The sequence below is a fragment of the Actinomadura rubrisoli genome (assembly GCF_004349215.1).
GTDB classification, from domain to species: Bacteria; Actinomycetota; Actinomycetes; order Streptosporangiales; family Streptosporangiaceae; genus Spirillospora; species Spirillospora rubrisoli.
The window spans coordinates 1-14,737 of the sequence record NZ_SMKU01000234.1; the positions used below are offsets into that span (position 1 = coordinate 1).

The following is a 14,737-nucleotide window of genomic DNA, read 5'->3' on the forward strand; positions in this document are numbered from 1 at the left end:
CCGGGGGGACGGGGGGGTCGTCCCCCCGGGGCAGTGGAGAGCGATGGGACGTGGTGACCGTCTCCCTGCCGCCCGGGCTGAGCCGCTACCTGGTCGACAAGGGCTCCATCACGGTGGACGGCATCAGCCTCACCGTCGTGGAGGCCGGGGCCGACCGGTTCAGCGTCGCCCTCATCCCGACCACGCTCGCGCTCACCACGCTCGGCCACAAGAAGCCCGGCGACCCGGTGAACCTTGAGGTGGACGTCGTCGCCAAGTACGTCGAGCGCATGGTCGGCGAACGGACATGAGCTGGCTCAACGCGAGCTTCGGGCTGTTCGGCGAGCACGTCCTGTGGACCGACCTCATCGGCAACGTGCTCTCCCTCGCCGTCGTGTACCTGGCCATGCGCAAGACCCTGTGGACGTGGCCGGTGCAGCTGGCCGGGGCCCTCCTCCTGCTCGCCGCCTCGCTGCACGCGCACGTCCCCGGAAACGCCCTCAAGCAGATGCTGTTCTGCGTGCTCGCCGTCTACGGATGGGCCATGTGGACGCGCGGCCGCCGCGAAGAGCGCGGGCTGGCCGTCCGCCAGGCCACCCTCCGCGAGCGCGTGGTGCTGATCGCGGCGCTCCTGCTCGGCACCGCCGTGGTCGCCGAACTGTTCATCCACCTCGACTGGCTGAAGGTGGCCTGGTCGCCGTGGGCGAACGCCTACATCTTCGTCGGCAGCGCGGTCGCGACGTTCGCCCAGAGCCGCGCCCTCGTCGACTTCTGGATCGTCTGGGTGCTGGTCGACCTCGTCGGCGTCCCCCTCGCCCTCAAATCCGGGCTGTACGTCTCCGGGGCGGTCTACGGGGTCTTCTTCGTGCTGGTGATGGTCGGCTTCAGGAACTGGCTCAGGGAGTCCCGGGACGTCCGGGCCCCGCAGAACAAGGCGGTGACCGCATGAGCGGCAACGACAGCAACGACGGCAACGACGGGCTCTTCGACTCCATCGAGGCGGCGGTCGCCGACATCGCGGCGGGACGTCCCGTCGTGGTCGTCGACGACGAGGACCGCGAGAACGAGGGCGACATCATCTTCGCCGCGGCGAAGGCGACCCCCGCGCTCCTGACGTTCACGATCCGCTACACCAGCGGCGTGATCTGCGTGCCCATGGAGGGCGCCGAGCTCGACCGGCTGCAGATCCCGCTGATGACCTCGCAGAACACCGAGCGCATGCGCACCGCGTACACGGTCAGCGTGGACGCGCGCGACGGCGTGACCACCGGGATCTCCGCCGCCGACCGGGCCAGGACGATCCGCACGCTGTGCGACTCGGCGACGGAGCCGCGCGACCTCGTCCGTCCGGGGCACATCTTCCCGCTGCGCTACCACGAGGGCGGCGTCCTGCGCCGCCGTGGGCACACCGAGGCCGCCGTCGACCTCGCCCGGATGGCCGGCCTCACCGCCGCCGGGGTCCTCGCCGAGGTCGTCAACGAGGACGGCACCATGGCGCGGCTGCCCGAGCTTCAGGTGTTCGCCAAGGAGCACCACCTCAGGCTGATCTCGATCGAGCAGCTCGTGGAGTACCGCAAGCGCACCGAGCCGATGGTCGCCCGCGTCGTCGAGACCCGCGTGCCCAACCGCTTCGGGACGTGGCGCGCCGTCGGCTTCTCCAGCGCCATCGACGGCGGCGAGCACGTCGCGCTCGTCCTCGGCGACATCGGCGACGGCCAGGACGTGCTGATCCGCGCGCACTCCGAGTGCCTCACCGGCGACGTCCTGCACTCCGAGCGCTGCGACTGCGGCACCCAGCTCGACGCCGCCATGGAGCGCATTGCCGAGGAGGGACGCGGCGTCGTGCTGTACCTGCGCGGCCACGAGGGCCGCGGCATCGGCCTGCTCGCCAAGCTCCGCGCCTACGCCCTCCAGGACAACGGGTCCGACACCGTCGACGCCAACCTGGAGCTGGGCCTGCCCGCCGACGCGCGCGAGTACTCCAACGCCGCCCACATGCTGAGCGACCTCGGCGTGCGCTCGATCCGGGTGCTCACCAACAACCCGGCCAAGCTCAAGGGCCTGGAGGGGTTCGGCCTGGACGTGCGGGGAAGCGAGGCCATGCCCGTCGTCGTCACCGAGCACAACCGCCGCTACCTGACGGTCAAGCGGGACCGTCTCGGACACCGGATCGAGGGACTCTGATGAGCGGCGCGGGACGCCCCGAGGACGCCACCGTCGACGCCGCCGGGCTCACGCTCGGCATCGTCTGCACGCGCTGGCACGGCCAGATCACCGACCGGCTCCTCGACCGCGCGCTCGCCGCGGCCAAGGCGTGCGGCGTGGACGAGCCGGTCGTCGCCCGCGTCGCCGGAGCGCTGGAGCTGTCCGTCATCGCCCAGCAGCTGGCCCGCGACCTCGACGCCGTCGTCTGCCTCGGCGCGGTCGTCCGCGGGCAGACCGCCCATTTCGACTATGTCTGCGACTCCGTCACCGCCGGTGTGACCCGCGTCGCGCTGGACGAGGCGACTCCGGTGGGCAACGGGGTGCTCACATGTGACACCATTGAGCAGGCACTGGACCGCAGCGGGCTGCCCGGCAGCCACGAGGACAAGGGATGGGAGGCGACTGTGGCCGCACTCGACACGGCACTGACCCTGCGAGGTCTGCGGCATCACGGTCACGCGGGGCACACCCAGGAGCATTGACGGCGGGGGTGCGGGGGCGTTCCAAGCGCCCCCGAACGACCCGCTCATCCGCTCCCGGCCGTCCCCGGGTATCCCGTACTCACCCATCGAAAGGCATTTTCCGTGCTGTCACTCGTCCTGCCCAAGGGGTCGCTGGAGAAGGCGACCATGCAGTTGTTCGACGCCGCCGACCTCACCGTCCGGCGCACGTCGGACCGCGACTACCGCGCCTCCATCGAGGACCCCCGCATCGACCGGGTCCGGGTCCTGCGCCCGCAGGAGATCCCGACCTACCTGGAGCAGGGCCTGTTCGACCTCGGCATCACCGGCCGCGACTGGATCACCGAGACCGACGCCGACGTGGTCAGCCTCGGCGAGCTGCAGTACTCCAAGGCCACGGCCAATCCCGTCCGGGTGATCATGGCGGTGCCGGACGACGCGCTCTGGCAGCGGGTCTCCGACCTGCCCGAGGGCGTCCGGATCTCCACCGAGTTCCCCGCGATGACCAAGCGGTTCCTGGAGCGGCACGGCGTGAAGGCCAAGGTCGTCCCGTCCTACGGCGCGACCGAGGCGAAGGTGCCCGACATCGTGGACGCGATCGTCGACCTCACCGAGACCGGGTCGTCCCTGCGCAAGAACGGCCTGCGCATCCTCGACACGCTCCTCACCAGCTACACCGAGCTGGTCGCCAACCGCGAGTCCTACGAGGTCCCCGAGAAGCGCGCCGCCATGGAGGACGTCGCCCTGCTCCTGCAAGGCGCCATCCGGGCCCGCGGCAACGTCCTGCTCAAGCTGAACGTCGCCCAGGCCGACCTCCAGGCCGTCCTGGACATCATGCCGTCGATGTCCTCGCCCACGGTCACCTCCCTCGCCGGCGGCGAGTCGAACGCCGTCGAGTCCGTCGTCGCCAAGCGCGGCGTCAACACGCTGATCCCGGCCCTGAAGGCCGCCGGCGCCCACGACATCCTCGAAATCCCGATCTCCAAGATCGTTGACTGACGCACCGGCCCTGCCGACCGTGTGGCGTCCCCGCACCACCCGGATCGTCGCCTACGCCACGGCGGGCGCCATCGTGCTCGGCATGATCGTGCTCGCCGTGGTGGTGGCACCCCAGTTCAAGACGTTCGACCGGGCCCTCATGGTCGCCTTCGGGCTGCTCGTCGCGTGGGTCCTGCACATGCTGGCCCGCTGCCGGGTGACCGCCGACGAGGCGGGCCTCACGGTCGTCAACGCCTTCCGCACCCGCCGCCTCGAATGGCCCGAGGTCCTGGACGCCAACATGTCCGTCGGCGAGCCCTGGCCCACCCTCGACCTGGCCGACGGCACCTCCATCGGCGCGATGGGCATCAACGGCGCCGAAAAGACCCTCGCCGCCCGCCAACTGGTCGAACTCCGCCTCCTCCTCCACGAACGAGGCGAAGCCCCCCACCCCACCTGACGACGTTGCCGTAAGGTGGTTACACGGGCTAACAGCGTGTGCGACAGTGTGTTCATGAGCGCACAGAGTGTCGAAGTGCATGCGGAAAGTAGTCACATGGAAGTTGATCCGCTGCCAGACTGGGTGATCCCCCCGCCGGGCGGATTCACGGCTGACGACTTCCTGCGCATGCGCGGTCTGCCCCGGCACACGGAGCTGATCGACGGGAGCCTCGTCTTCGTGAGCCCACAAGAGCAGTGGCACTCCAGCGTTATGCGACTACTGGAAGACGAGCTGGACGAGCAGGCGCCCGAGGAATTCCGGGCGGTCCGGGAGATGGCCGTGAAGCTGGCCAAACGGCAGGCCCCGGAGCCGGACGTGATGGTGATCATCGCTGAGGCGTTCAAGCCGAAGATTTCGTCCACGCACTATCTTCCGAAGGACGTGGTGCTGGCCGTCGAGGTGGTCTCGCCGGAATCAGAAGATCGCGACCGCGAAACCAAGCCTCGGAAGTACGAGGCCGCGGGTATTCGCCACTACTGGCGCGTGGAGCACGACGAAGGCCGCACGGTCGCCTATGTGTACGAGCTTGATCCCGCCACCAGCAAATACGCGTTGACCGGGATCCATCACGAGACGCTCAAGGTGACGGTGCCGTTCGACATCGAGATCGATCTCACCGCGGTCGGGCAGCGGCGGCGGCGCCGATAGGCCGCTTCGCGGAGTGGGTGCGTTAGATTGCGGTGAAGAGGGTTATGGTGCCGGCGCCTATGAGGGCTACGGCCCAGAGGCGGTCGAGGTTGAACCAGGCGCGGCGGAGGATCGTCAGGCCGACGAGTTCGTAGACGGCCACGGCTACGGCGCCGGCCGCGGTGAACATCGCGAGGGTGTGGACGCCGGTGACGAAGACGCCGGTGGTGAGGGCGCTCCCCGAGGACGCGAGGCCGTGGTCGTGGCCCGCCGGGGCCGTCCCGGACGAGGTCAGGACGGGCAGGAGCATCAGGCCCGCGCCGTGGACCGAGGACATCAGGAACGACCAGCCGGCGAGTTGCCGCAGGGAGATCCGCATGCCGACCCAGCGGAAGTGGCGCTGGGAGAGCAGCCTCCACAGCCCGAAGCCGACCAGCAGGACGCCGCCGCCGATCGCGACCGCCTGGGTCGCGACGACGGAGCGGGTGAGCGCGACGAGGACGGCCACGGCGCCGACGGACGCGGCGTGGCCCGCGGCGATCGCCGGGAGCGACTGCAGGACGAGGGCCCTGCTGCGCTCCTGGAGGCCGCGGGCCACCGCGAACAGCCACCCCATGGCGGGGTTGAGGCCGTGGAACGCGCCGAGCGCCACCAGGGCGGCCAGCGAGCCGTCGTTCACGGATAGCAGTAGGAGTCGGAGGAGGCGTCACCGCCCTGCAAGCGGGTCTGGTGCGGCCTGCGGCCCCGGAAGTCGTCGCCGTGCGGGAAGAACCGCTCGTCGAGCGCGAAGCCGTCGGCGGTGGAGTCGAGCTTGGCCATCCAGGCGCCGACGCCGTCCGGGTAGAACTGGTCGTCCCACGCGCCGTAGAGGGAGTTCGTGACATAGACGCGCTTGCCGTCGCGGCTGACCTCGACCATCTGCGGGCCCCCGGCGAGCGGCAGGTCCGGCGCGGCCGGGTGCGGGACGCGGCCCACGATGCCGCCGAGGCGGACCGAGCCCGCCTCGACCGGGTTGAACGGGTCGCTGACGTCGTAGCGCCTCAGCTCGCCGGTGCCCCAGCACGAGACGTACAGCCACTGGTCGTCGACGGACAGGTCGATGTCGGTGACGAGCGGCGGGACGGCGCCGAACGGCTCGATGACCGGGGGCAGGTCCGCCTTGTCGGCGGGCTCGGCCGGGATGGAGATGACCTTCTTGGCCGCCCACCGGTCGCCGTCGCGGTGCCAGAGCCAGACCGAGGCCGACAGGTCCTCCACGCTGACCACGACGCCGACGAACCCGTACTGCTCGGTGGGGTCGTGCGCGGGGCGCAGCTCCAGCGCCATCTGGTGCTCGTCGCCGAGGTCGACGGTCTGGACGTGGCGGCGCTTGCGCAGGTCCCAGAAGTGCAGTGCGTGCCCGTACTTGCGGCCGAGGAGCAGCTCGCCGACGACCCCGTCCTCGATCATGGACGGGGTGCCCCACTCGGAGGTGACGAGCACGTCGTGGGCGATGTGCCACCAGGCGTCGTACGCGAAGTACTGCGGGCCCCGGTCGACCTCCCAGCGGCCCCGGACGTCGAACGAGGTGTGGTCGAGCAGCGCGATTCCGCCCGGCCCGTCCTGCCCGTTCGCGCCGCCGAGCGCGGTGACGTAGAGGCCCTCGGGGCCGCAGTGGACGGTGTGGGGGCGCGAGTAGCCGGCGCGCTTGGCCAGCTCGTCCGGCTCCAGGATCTTGACGATCTCGGGAGAGGTCGGCTTCTCCTTGGTGTCGATCACGTAGATCCGCGAGGAGCGCAGGCCGGGGACGATCAGGTAGCGGCGCTCCACGTGCGGGTGCGGGGCGTAGGGGCACAGGGCGCTGGAGCAGGCGTTCCAGCCGAAGTGGTGGAGCTCGTCGCCGAGGTGGGGCAGCTCGGTCCAGCCGACGACGCCGCCGTAGCCGACGGAGTCCGGGTCCACGTCGAGCACCGCGATGGCGTCCGGCTTCTCGGCGGCGCGGTCGAACGCGGCGACGTACGCCAGCTTCTCGGGCGGGGCGGCGACCGCGTCGCGCGGCGAGGCGTAGAACGTCGGGTCGGGCTTCCACAGTGCCATGGTGGTCCTTTCAGGCGATGGTGACCGGGTGCCGGACGACGGCGCCGAAGAGGTAGCCGAGCGTGTTGTGGGGCGCGGTCGCGGGCTGGGACGCGCCGGTCTCGTCGGTGGCACGTGCCAGCAGCTCGTAGCGGCCGGGGGCGTGGGGGCGCCACGGGAACTCCCAGCGGACCCATCCGCGCGGGTTGGCGTGGACGTCGTTCAGCCGCGTCCGGTGCCAGGTGCGGCCGCCGTCGACGCTCACGTCCGTCCGCCGGACGCGGCCGTTGCCCGACCAGGAACGGCCGTGCAGGACGTGCCGGCGACCGGCGGGGAGGGTGGCGTCCCAAGGCAGCTCGAACGCGGACTTCACGTTCATGCGTGTCAGGGGCGCGCTGCCCTCCGGCGGGTAGCCGGGCCCGAAGAGCCGGTAGTAGCGGGTGTTCCACGGCGAGAACAGCGGCTCGTCCGCCACCTGGATGTCGCCGAGCCACTTCACCGACGCGATGCCCACCCACGACGGCACGACGAGCCGGACGGGGAAGCCGTGGTCGGGCGGGAGCGGCGCGCCGTTCATCTCGTACGCCAGCAGGACGTCCTTCAGCGCCTTGGCGATCGGAAGGGGGCGCCGCACGCGTCCGAGGTTCTCGCCCTTGTCCACATAGTCAGCGTCCAGCCCGCGCGGCAGGATGTCCACGGCCCGGCGGGTGAGACCTGCGCGCTCCAGGACGGTCGCCAGCCGGACGCCGCGCCAGTGCGCCACGCCCACGCCGCCGAGTTTCCACGGCGTGCCGGAGACCTGCTGCCCCTGCTGGGACGTGTAGAAGCTGCGCCCGTTGCCCGTGCATTCGATGAACGCGGTGAGCGACTCGGCGCGGAGTCCGAGCAGGTCCTCGTAGGAGAACTCGACCGGACGGTCCTCGGCGGGGGAGCCGTGCAGGCCGGTGCCCCACAGCTTGAGCCGCCACGTGCGCGCGTCGATCAGCGGCGTGGAGACATGGTTGCGGACGAAGAACCGGTCGACCGGGGTGACGTAGCCCTGGCCGCTCATGGCCTCCCACCGTGTCTCCGCGTTGGTGCCCTGCGGGATGAACAGCTCGGCGGGCAGCGGTTTGACGATCCCCGTCGCCGCGGCAGCGGCGGGTGCCGCGGCGAACGCCGTGCCCAGCGCCGCGGTGCCGAACCCGGCCGCGCCCAGGCCCGCGGTGGCCGAGAAGCGCATGAGATCGCGCCGGGACATGCTCTGTGCCGCCCGGACGCGTTCGTAGGTGGTCTCTTCGGTCAGGTCGTGCCCGTCCCCGTCACCGGATCGCATGTGGTCGATGCTCCTGAGTGACGGGCGAAAAGTCAACTTTCCCTACTAGCAAACCCGGAAAATGGTAGGGACGTGCCATTCGCCGTGAAAACGCAGGGTGCGGGGCATATGCGATCTCCGTCCGGCTGAGTAGCCTGTGAACCGTGGGGGAGACGGCACCGACGACGGCGGACCAGGTCGCCTCGCCCGCGGAGCTGGCGAGGCTGCTGGAGCGGCACGCCTACCTCTGCGACGATGGCCTGGCGACGGCGTGCTTCCTGGCGCTGCGCATGGGCCGTCCGCTGTTCCTGGAGGGCGAGGCCGGCGTCGGCAAGACCGAGCTGGCCAAGACGCTCGCGCTGGTGCTCGGCGCGCCGCTGATCCGGCTGCAGTGCTACGAGGGCCTGGACGCCTCCCAGGCCCTGTACGACTGGGACTTCCCGCGCCAGCTGCTGCACCTGCGCGCCGCCGAGGCCGCCGGGGCCCGCGACGTCGCGCGGCTGGAGGGCGAGCTGTACGACCGGCGCTTCCTGCTGGCCAGGCCGCTGCTGCGGGCGCTGGAGACCTCGCCGAGCGTCCTGCTGGTGGACGAGCTGGACCGCGCCGACGACGAGTTCGAGGCGTTCCTGCTGGAGGTGCTCAGCGACTTCACCATCACCGTGCCCGAGCTGGGGACGATCCGGGCCGAGCGCCCGCCGGTCGTCGTCGTCACCTCCAACCGGACCCGCGAGGTCCACGACGCGCTCAAGCGGCGCTGCCTCTACCACTGGCTGGAGCACCCGTCGTTCGACCGGGAGGTCGCCATCATCCGGCGGCGGCTGCCCGGCGTGGCGGGACGGCTGGCCGGGCAGGTCGCCGGCGCGGCGCAGCGGCTGCGCGACCGCGACCTGCTCAAGCCGCCCGGGGTGGCCGAGTCCCTGGACTGGACGGAGGCGCTCGTCGCCCTCGGCGTCCGCGAGCTCGACCCGGGCACGGCCGCGGTGACGCTCGGCGCCGTCCTGAAGTACCGGGAGGACCAGCAGCGCGTGCTGGCCGGCGGGCTCGGCGCCCTGCTCGGCGGAGGGTGAACGGGCGCGTGCGGCGGGACGTCACCGAGACGATGACCGGGTTCGCGCGGACGCTGCGCGCGGCCGGAGGCGCCGCCGACTCCGAGCGGCTCCAGGCCATGCTGGCCGCCCTCGACCACCTCGACGTCCTGGACCCGTCCGATGTGTACTGGGCCGGGCGGCTGACGCTGTGCGCCGACCCCGGCGACCTCGCCCGCTACGACCGCTGCTTCGCCGCGTACTTCTCCGGCGCGACGGCCCGACCCGGCAGGACGCCGCCGCCGGTCGTCGCGCGGCGGGCGGCGGTGCCCGAGCCGCGCGCGGCGGACGGTGAGGAGGGCGGCGACCCGAGGGCCGCCGCCGCCAGCCCCGCCGAGGTGCTGCGCGGCCGGGACCTGGCGCGGCTCACCGCCGCCGAGCGCGCCGAGGTCGCGCGGCTCATCGCGCTGCTGGACGCGGGCGCCGAGCGGCGCCGGTCGCGCCGGTTCGCCCCCGCGCCCGCGGGCCGCCTCGACCCCGCCAGGACCGTCCGGGAGACGCTGCGGCGCGGCGGCGAGATCTCGCTGCTGCGCCGCCGCGCCCACCGCACCCGCCCGCGCCGCGTCGTCCTGATCGTGGACGTCAGCGGCTCGATGGGCCCGTACGCCGACGCGCTGCTGCGGTTCGCGCACGCCGCCGCCCGGTCCGGCGGGCGCGCCGTGGAGGTCTTCAGCGCCGGGACGCGGCTGACCCGGCTCACGCGGGAGCTGCGGCACCGCGATCCGGACGCGGCGATGGCGGCGGCGTCCGCGGCGATCCCGGACTGGAGCGGCGGCACCCGCCTCGGCGAGGAGCTCAAGGAGTTCCTCGACCGGTTCGGGCAGCGCGGCCTCGCGCGCGGCGCCGTCGCCGTCATCGCCTCGGACGGCTGGGAGCGCGGCGACGCCGCCCTCCTCGGGGCGCAGATGGCGCGGCTGCACCGCCTCGCGCACCGCGTCGTGTGGGCCAACCCGCACAAGGCGCGGCCGGGGTACGAGCCGCTGACCGCCGGGATGGCGGCGGCGCTCCCGCACGTCGATGACTTCACCTCCGGGCACAGCCTCGCCGCCCTGGAGGACCTGGCCCGCCTTATCGCGGGGAGCGCGAGGAGCGGCGGGGCGGGAGAGGGGAGCGCACATGCGTGACGTGCTCGGCGACATCGCCGGCTGGTATGCGGCGGGGGAGACGTTCGGGCTCGCGACCGTGGTGAACACCTTCCGGAGCGCGCCGCGCCCGCCCGGCGCGGCGATGGCGGTGTCGGCGGGCGGGGAGGTGGCCGGCAGCGTGTCCGGCGGCTGCGTCGAGGGCGCGGTGTACGACCTGGCGCGGACGGTGATGGACAGCGGCGAGCCGGTCGTCCAGCGGTACGGGGTGAGCGACGACGACGCGTTCGCCGTCGGCCTGACCTGCGGCGGCATCCTCGACGTGCTGGTGGAGCCGGTCGGGCCCGCGACGTTCCCCGAGTTCGCCGAGGTGGCCGCCGCGATCGGGGCGGGCGAGCCGGTCGCGGTCGCGACGGTGGTCGCCGGGCCCGGCCGGATCGGTGCGCGCCGCGTCGTGTGGAGCGACCGCGCGTCCGGGACGCTCGCGCCCGGCGCCCCGTACGCCGACCGCCTCGACGCCGCCGTGGACGACGACGCGCGCGGCATGCTCGCCCAGGGCCTCACCGGGCAGCGGCACTACGGGCGCGAGGGCGAGCGGCGGCTGGACGAGCTGGCCGTCTTCGTCCACTCGTTCGCGCCGCCGCCGCGGCTGCTGGTGTTCGGCGCGATCGACTTCGCGGCGGCCGTGGCGCGGATCGGCAAGTTCCTCGGCTACCGCGTGACGGTCTGCGACGCGCGGCCCGTCTTCGCCACGGCCAAGCGGTTCCCCGAGGCCGACGAGGTCGTGGTGCGGTGGCCGCACAAGTTCCTGGAGGAGGCCGGGGACGCGATCGACGAGCGGACGGCGATCTGCGTCCTCACCCACGACCCCAAGTTCGACGTGCCGCTGCTGGAGGTGGCGCTGCGCACCCGCGCCGGGTACGTGGGCGCCATGGGCTCGCGCCGCACCCACGACGACCGGCTCGACCGGCTCCGCGAGGCGGGGCTCAGGGACGCGGAGCTGGCGCGGCTGCGGTCGCCGATCGGCCTCGACCTCGGCGCCCGCACCCCGGAGGAGACGGCCGTGTCGATCGCGGCGGAGCTCGTCCAGCTCCGCTGGGGCGGGTCGGGGCGGCCGCTCACCGACACCAGCGGCAGGATCCACGCCGACGGCGGGTGAGCGGGCTACCCTCGCGTGATGACGTTGCACGGCGAGGAGCCACCGGCCGGCCTGCTGCTCGCGGCGGGGGAGGGCCGCCGCCTCGGCGGCCCGAAGGCGCTGCTGGAGCTGGACGGGGAGCGCCTGGTCGACCGGGGCGTCCACCTGCTGCGGGAGGCCGGCTGCTCCCCGGTCATCGTGGTCATCGGCGCCGCGCAGGTCGAGGTGATCGGGGCGGTCGTCGTGCCGAACCCGGGCTGGCGGGACGGGATGGGCTCGTCCCTGCGCGCCGGGCTCGCGGCGCTGCCGCCCGCCTGCCCCGCCGTCGTCGTCGCGCTGGTCGACCAGCCCCGCGTCTCCCCGGCCGCCGTCCGGCGGCTGATCGCCGCCTACGAGGCGGGCGCCGAGATCGCCGTCGCGACCTACGCGGGCGAGCCGCGCAACCCCGTCCTGCTCCGGGCCCGGCACTTCGCCGCGGCAGCGGAGGCGGCGGTCGGCGACACGGGCGCGCGCGGCTTCCTGCGCGCCCACCCGGACCTGCTCACCGGCGTCCCCTGCGACGATGTGGCGGCCCCGGACGACATCGACACCCCGGCGGACCTCGCCGCCTTCATCTGCTCGTCCGAGCACGGCACCGGAGCCTGACCCGAGCCGAGGCCGATGGGGCCGGAATCGCCCTGGGGACAGGGGTTGGTGCGCGTTCCGGTGACAGAACACGGCCGACAGCGATATGTGGTCATTCAATTACTCTTCGTGGCGAACGGTCGCACACCGCGACCCGTACGTCACTGGAGCCATTCTTGCGACGTTTCACCTCACGGATCGCCGCGCTCGCGGCGGCCGCCGCGCTCGCCCTGTCCATGGGCCCGTCGGCCCTCGCCGAGCAGTCCGACGCCCACCGGACGGACGCGCCGGCCTACTTCGTGTTCACCGACATCACCAGAGAGGAAGCCGTCCTCCAACTCGACGACCCCGCCAAGATCCAGCACGCCCGGGACCTGATCGCGGGCGTGACCCAGGATCGGCCGCACGTCATGGGCAAGATCATCAAGCGTCAGGCCCCCTACAACCCCAGGTGGAGCTACCACTACAACCCCGAGACGGTCGACTTCTTCGATCTCGCCATCGAGGTGTGCGACGCGACCCTTCCGTACGTCGAAGACCACCTGGACGAGGCGGGCGGCGCGTTCCTGCCCGGCCTGTACTGGTGCCCCTGGACCTCGCGCCTGATCAGGGAGGTCCCTCCGCAGTAGGAACGGTTCCGGACAGCGCGTGAAGCCATGGCGCAGAGCCTGCGACGAGCCCGGTTCCGGGTCGCGGCTCTGCGCCATGGTCGCCTCGGGCGCCATGGGCCGCGGATCAGCGGGCGCGGGCCTCGGTGACGGCGCGCTCGTAGGCGAGCAGGGTGTCGATGAACATCTTGCGCTGGGCGGCGGTGAGGGGCTCCAGGGCGGCGCGCCAGGCGCCCGCGCCCTGCCCGAGCCAGCCGTTGATCGCGGGAAGGTGCGCGTCGGCGACACTGACGATCGTCCGGCGCCGGTCGGACGGGTCCTCGCGGCGCTCGACGATGCCCTGGCGGCTCAGGTCGCCGACCATGAGGCTCACCGTGGCGGGCACCACCTCCAGCCGCCGGGCCAGCTCGTTGACGTTCATCGGCCCGTCGAACAGCAGGTAGGCGAGCAGCGACAGGTGCCGCGGCGCCAGGTCGAAGCCGGCCAGTTCGTCGGGCACCCTGATCCGCTTGGCGGCCGAGACCAGGCGCGGCATCAGCAGCAGCATCGTGCGGATCCCGTCGTCGACGTCCGGGCCCGGCTCCGCGCTCTCATCGGTTGACATCGCCTGCGCTTCCAAAATACCTTTGTCATATTAAAGGCTTTGCTCTCAAAGCAAAGTCGCCCACGTGGTCCAAGGATAGGAGACGCGTCCGATGAACGAGGCGAACCGGCCGGTCATCGAGGAGTTCCGGGCCGGTGGCGGCAGGGTCGGCGGCAGGTTCGAGGGCGCCGACCTGGTGCTGCTGACCAGCGCCGGCGCCAAGTCCGGCAGGCGTCACACGACGCCCCTGGCCTACCTGGACGACGGCGACCGGCTGCTGGTCTTCGCGTCCAACGCCGGAGCGCCGGACGATCCGGCCTGGTACCGCAACATCCGCGCCGACCCGCGCGTCACCGTGGAGGTGGGCACGGAGACCTTCGCGGGCGCCGCGCTCCCGGTCGAGGGCGAGGAGCGGGACCGGCTGTACGCGCGGCAGGCCGAGCGCGTCCCCGTGTACGCCGAGTACCAGCGCAAGGCCGGCCGCGTGATCCCCGTCGTGGCGCTGTACCGCGCGTCTGCGCCGGGGCGGGCCTGGGCGATCGGGGACGAGCTGGTGAAGATCCACAACGACCTGCGCGGGCGGCTCGCCGGGCTGCGGGACGAGGTGCTCGCCGCCCTGGACGGCCGCGCGCCCGCGGCCGCCCTGTCTGACCTGGGCGCCCAGCTGCGCGAGCACTGCGTGTCGGTCTGCGACGTGCTCGGCGAGCACCACGACAACGAGGAGGGGCGCGCGTTCCCCCGCCTGGAGGCCGAGTTCCCCGGCCTCGCGCCCGTCGTCGAGCGCCTGCGCCGCGAGCACGTCCAGGTGACGGAGGCCCGGCGCGACCTCCAGGCCCTGGTGGACGACCTGGACGCCGCCGACCCCGCGCACGTGCGCGCCGAGCTCGACCGGATGACCGCCGGCCTGGACGCGCACTTCGCCTACGAGGAGGAGCAGCTCCGCGCCGTCCTCAACGCCGTCGGCCCGTCCTGGGCGCCGCCGCGGCTCGCCCGCTCCGCCGGCCCGGCCTGACGGCCGACCGCCATCGGCCCGGATGGCTATCGCTGCTGGGGCGACAGGTGCATGCTCACGATGCGCCATCCGCCGTCCCGCCGGACGAGCACCTGCGTGGAGCGGAACCTCCCGGACGAAGGCCGTCCCTGGTGGCTGGCCTCCTGCACCTGCGTGCCGATCGCGATGGCGGTGTCGCCGAAGACGCGGACGTTCACGTCCTGCCAGTCGAACGACTCCACGGCCAGCCCGCCCTCGTAGCGGCCGAGCCACTGCTGCTTGGTCAGGACGAAGCCCACGGGGCCGACGCCCCGGAAGTCCTCGTCCAGCAGGCCGTCCAGGGCCTGGGTGTCGCTGCGCCGCTCCGCGTCCGCCCAGCGCTCGCCCGTGGCGCGCACCTGCTCGTCCTCCACCGTCCCGGCCATGATCCCTCCCTTGAGTGAGTGCTCACTCATCCTAATCTGAGTGCGCGCTCACCGGCAACCGCGGGCGGTGGGCGCCGGGACGGGAGGGACGGATCAGGGG

General features: G+C 72.6%; 17 protein-coding genes and 1 pseudogene. 13 read left to right on the forward strand and 5 right to left on the reverse strand.

Features of this window, described 5'->3' with window-relative positions; translation table 11 throughout:
• The 7 genes and pseudogenes from E1298_RS32360 to E1298_RS32390 form a co-directional block, all read left to right on the forward strand.
• A pseudogene (locus E1298_RS32360) lies at positions 1-290 on the forward strand (riboflavin synthase); the annotation flags it as partial.
• Positions 287-928, forward strand: a complete 642-nt coding sequence (gene pnuC, locus E1298_RS32365; protein WP_131900055.1) for a nicotinamide riboside transporter PnuC — start codon at positions 287-289, stop codon at positions 926-928. The pseudogene E1298_RS32360 and the gene pnuC, both read left to right, overlap by 4 nt.
• Complete coding sequence (locus tag E1298_RS32370; RefSeq protein WP_131900057.1) at positions 925-2,163, forward strand: bifunctional 3,4-dihydroxy-2-butanone-4-phosphate synthase/GTP cyclohydrolase II; 1,239 nt, start codon at positions 925-927, stop codon at positions 2,161-2,163. Before pnuC ends, E1298_RS32370 begins: the two co-directional genes overlap by 4 nt.
• Entirely contained in the window at positions 2,163-2,666 is a 504-nt protein-coding gene (gene ribH, locus E1298_RS32375; RefSeq protein WP_131900059.1) for a 6,7-dimethyl-8-ribityllumazine synthase, read from the forward strand. Before E1298_RS32370 ends, ribH begins: the two co-directional genes overlap by 1 nt.
• A 102-nt stretch (positions 2,667-2,768) precedes the next feature.
• The gene (gene hisG, locus E1298_RS32380) at positions 2,769-3,644 is read left to right on the forward strand and encodes an ATP phosphoribosyltransferase (RefSeq protein WP_131900061.1); all 876 of its coding nucleotides are present in this window, start codon (positions 2,769-2,771) and stop codon (positions 3,642-3,644) included.
• Positions 3,637-4,083, forward strand: coding sequence for a PH domain-containing protein (locus E1298_RS32385; protein ID WP_243725943.1), 447 nt, complete (start codon positions 3,637-3,639; stop codon positions 4,081-4,083). The genes hisG and E1298_RS32385 overlap by 8 nt, the downstream gene beginning before the upstream one ends.
• 54 nt (positions 4,084-4,137) lie before the next feature.
• Positions 4,138-4,773 (forward strand): Uma2 family endonuclease, encoded by a 636-nt coding sequence (locus E1298_RS32390; protein ID WP_243725944.1) that lies wholly within the window; start codon positions 4,138-4,140, stop codon positions 4,771-4,773.
• A 22-nt stretch (positions 4,774-4,795) separates the two neighbouring features.
• Here E1298_RS32390 and E1298_RS32395 read toward each other — a convergent pair whose 3' ends face one another.
• From E1298_RS32395 to E1298_RS32405, 3 genes are read right to left on the reverse strand one after another with little or no spacing between them, the layout of a single operon-like run.
• Entirely contained in the window at positions 4,796-5,431 is a 636-nt protein-coding gene (locus E1298_RS32395) for a hypothetical protein (protein WP_131900063.1), read from the reverse strand.
• Positions 5,428-6,828: a selenium-binding family protein gene (locus E1298_RS32400; protein WP_131900065.1), complete on the reverse strand. Its 1,401-nt coding sequence runs from the start codon at positions 6,826-6,828 to the stop codon at positions 5,428-5,430. The genes E1298_RS32395 and E1298_RS32400 overlap by 4 nt, the downstream gene beginning before the upstream one ends.
• Positions 6,829-6,838: 10 nt before the next feature.
• The gene (locus E1298_RS32405) at positions 6,839-8,122 is read right to left on the reverse strand and encodes a sulfite oxidase (RefSeq protein WP_131900067.1); all 1,284 of its coding nucleotides are present in this window, start codon (positions 8,120-8,122) and stop codon (positions 6,839-6,841) included.
• Between the two features lie 143 nt (positions 8,123-8,265).
• On the opposite strand from E1298_RS32405, the gene E1298_RS32410 reads away from it, so the two are divergent.
• The 5 genes from E1298_RS32410 (at position 8,266) to E1298_RS32430 (ending at position 12,659) form a co-directional block, all read left to right on the forward strand.
• On the forward strand, positions 8,266-9,168 hold the full coding sequence (locus E1298_RS32410; protein WP_131900069.1) for an AAA family ATPase: 903 nt from the start codon (positions 8,266-8,268) through the stop codon (positions 9,166-9,168).
• Positions 9,169-9,176: 8 nt separating this feature from the next.
• On the forward strand, positions 9,177-10,310 hold the full coding sequence (locus E1298_RS32415; RefSeq protein WP_341770663.1) for a vWA domain-containing protein: 1,134 nt from the start codon (positions 9,177-9,179) through the stop codon (positions 10,308-10,310).
• Complete coding sequence (locus E1298_RS32420; protein WP_131900071.1) at positions 10,303-11,427, forward strand: XdhC family protein; 1,125 nt, start codon at positions 10,303-10,305, stop codon at positions 11,425-11,427. Before E1298_RS32415 ends, E1298_RS32420 begins: the two co-directional genes overlap by 8 nt.
• Positions 11,428-11,445: 18 nt before the next feature.
• Positions 11,446-12,051, forward strand: coding sequence for a nucleotidyltransferase family protein (locus E1298_RS32425; RefSeq protein WP_131900073.1), 606 nt, complete (start codon positions 11,446-11,448; stop codon positions 12,049-12,051).
• Between the two features lie 155 nt (positions 12,052-12,206).
• A complete protein-coding gene (locus E1298_RS32430; RefSeq protein ID WP_131900075.1) occupies positions 12,207-12,659 on the forward strand; it encodes a BP74-related protein in 453 nt (150 codons plus the stop codon).
• A 106-nt stretch (positions 12,660-12,765) separates the two neighbouring features.
• Here E1298_RS32430 and E1298_RS32435 read toward each other — a convergent pair whose 3' ends face one another.
• Positions 12,766-13,242, reverse strand: a complete 477-nt coding sequence (locus E1298_RS32435; RefSeq protein WP_131900077.1) for a MarR family winged helix-turn-helix transcriptional regulator — start codon at positions 13,240-13,242, stop codon at positions 12,766-12,768.
• A gap of 91 nt (positions 13,243-13,333) precedes the next feature.
• On the opposite strand from E1298_RS32435, the gene E1298_RS32440 reads away from it, so the two are divergent.
• Positions 13,334-14,233 (forward strand): nitroreductase/quinone reductase family protein, encoded by a 900-nt coding sequence (locus E1298_RS32440; protein ID WP_131900079.1) that lies wholly within the window; start codon positions 13,334-13,336, stop codon positions 14,231-14,233.
• Positions 14,234-14,259: 26 nt separating this feature from the next.
• On the opposite strand, the gene E1298_RS32445 is transcribed toward E1298_RS32440, so the two are convergent.
• Positions 14,260-14,667 (reverse strand): nuclear transport factor 2 family protein, encoded by a 408-nt coding sequence (locus tag E1298_RS32445; RefSeq protein ID WP_207944967.1) that lies wholly within the window; start codon positions 14,665-14,667, stop codon positions 14,260-14,262.
• Positions 14,668-14,737 lie beyond the last annotated feature (70 nt).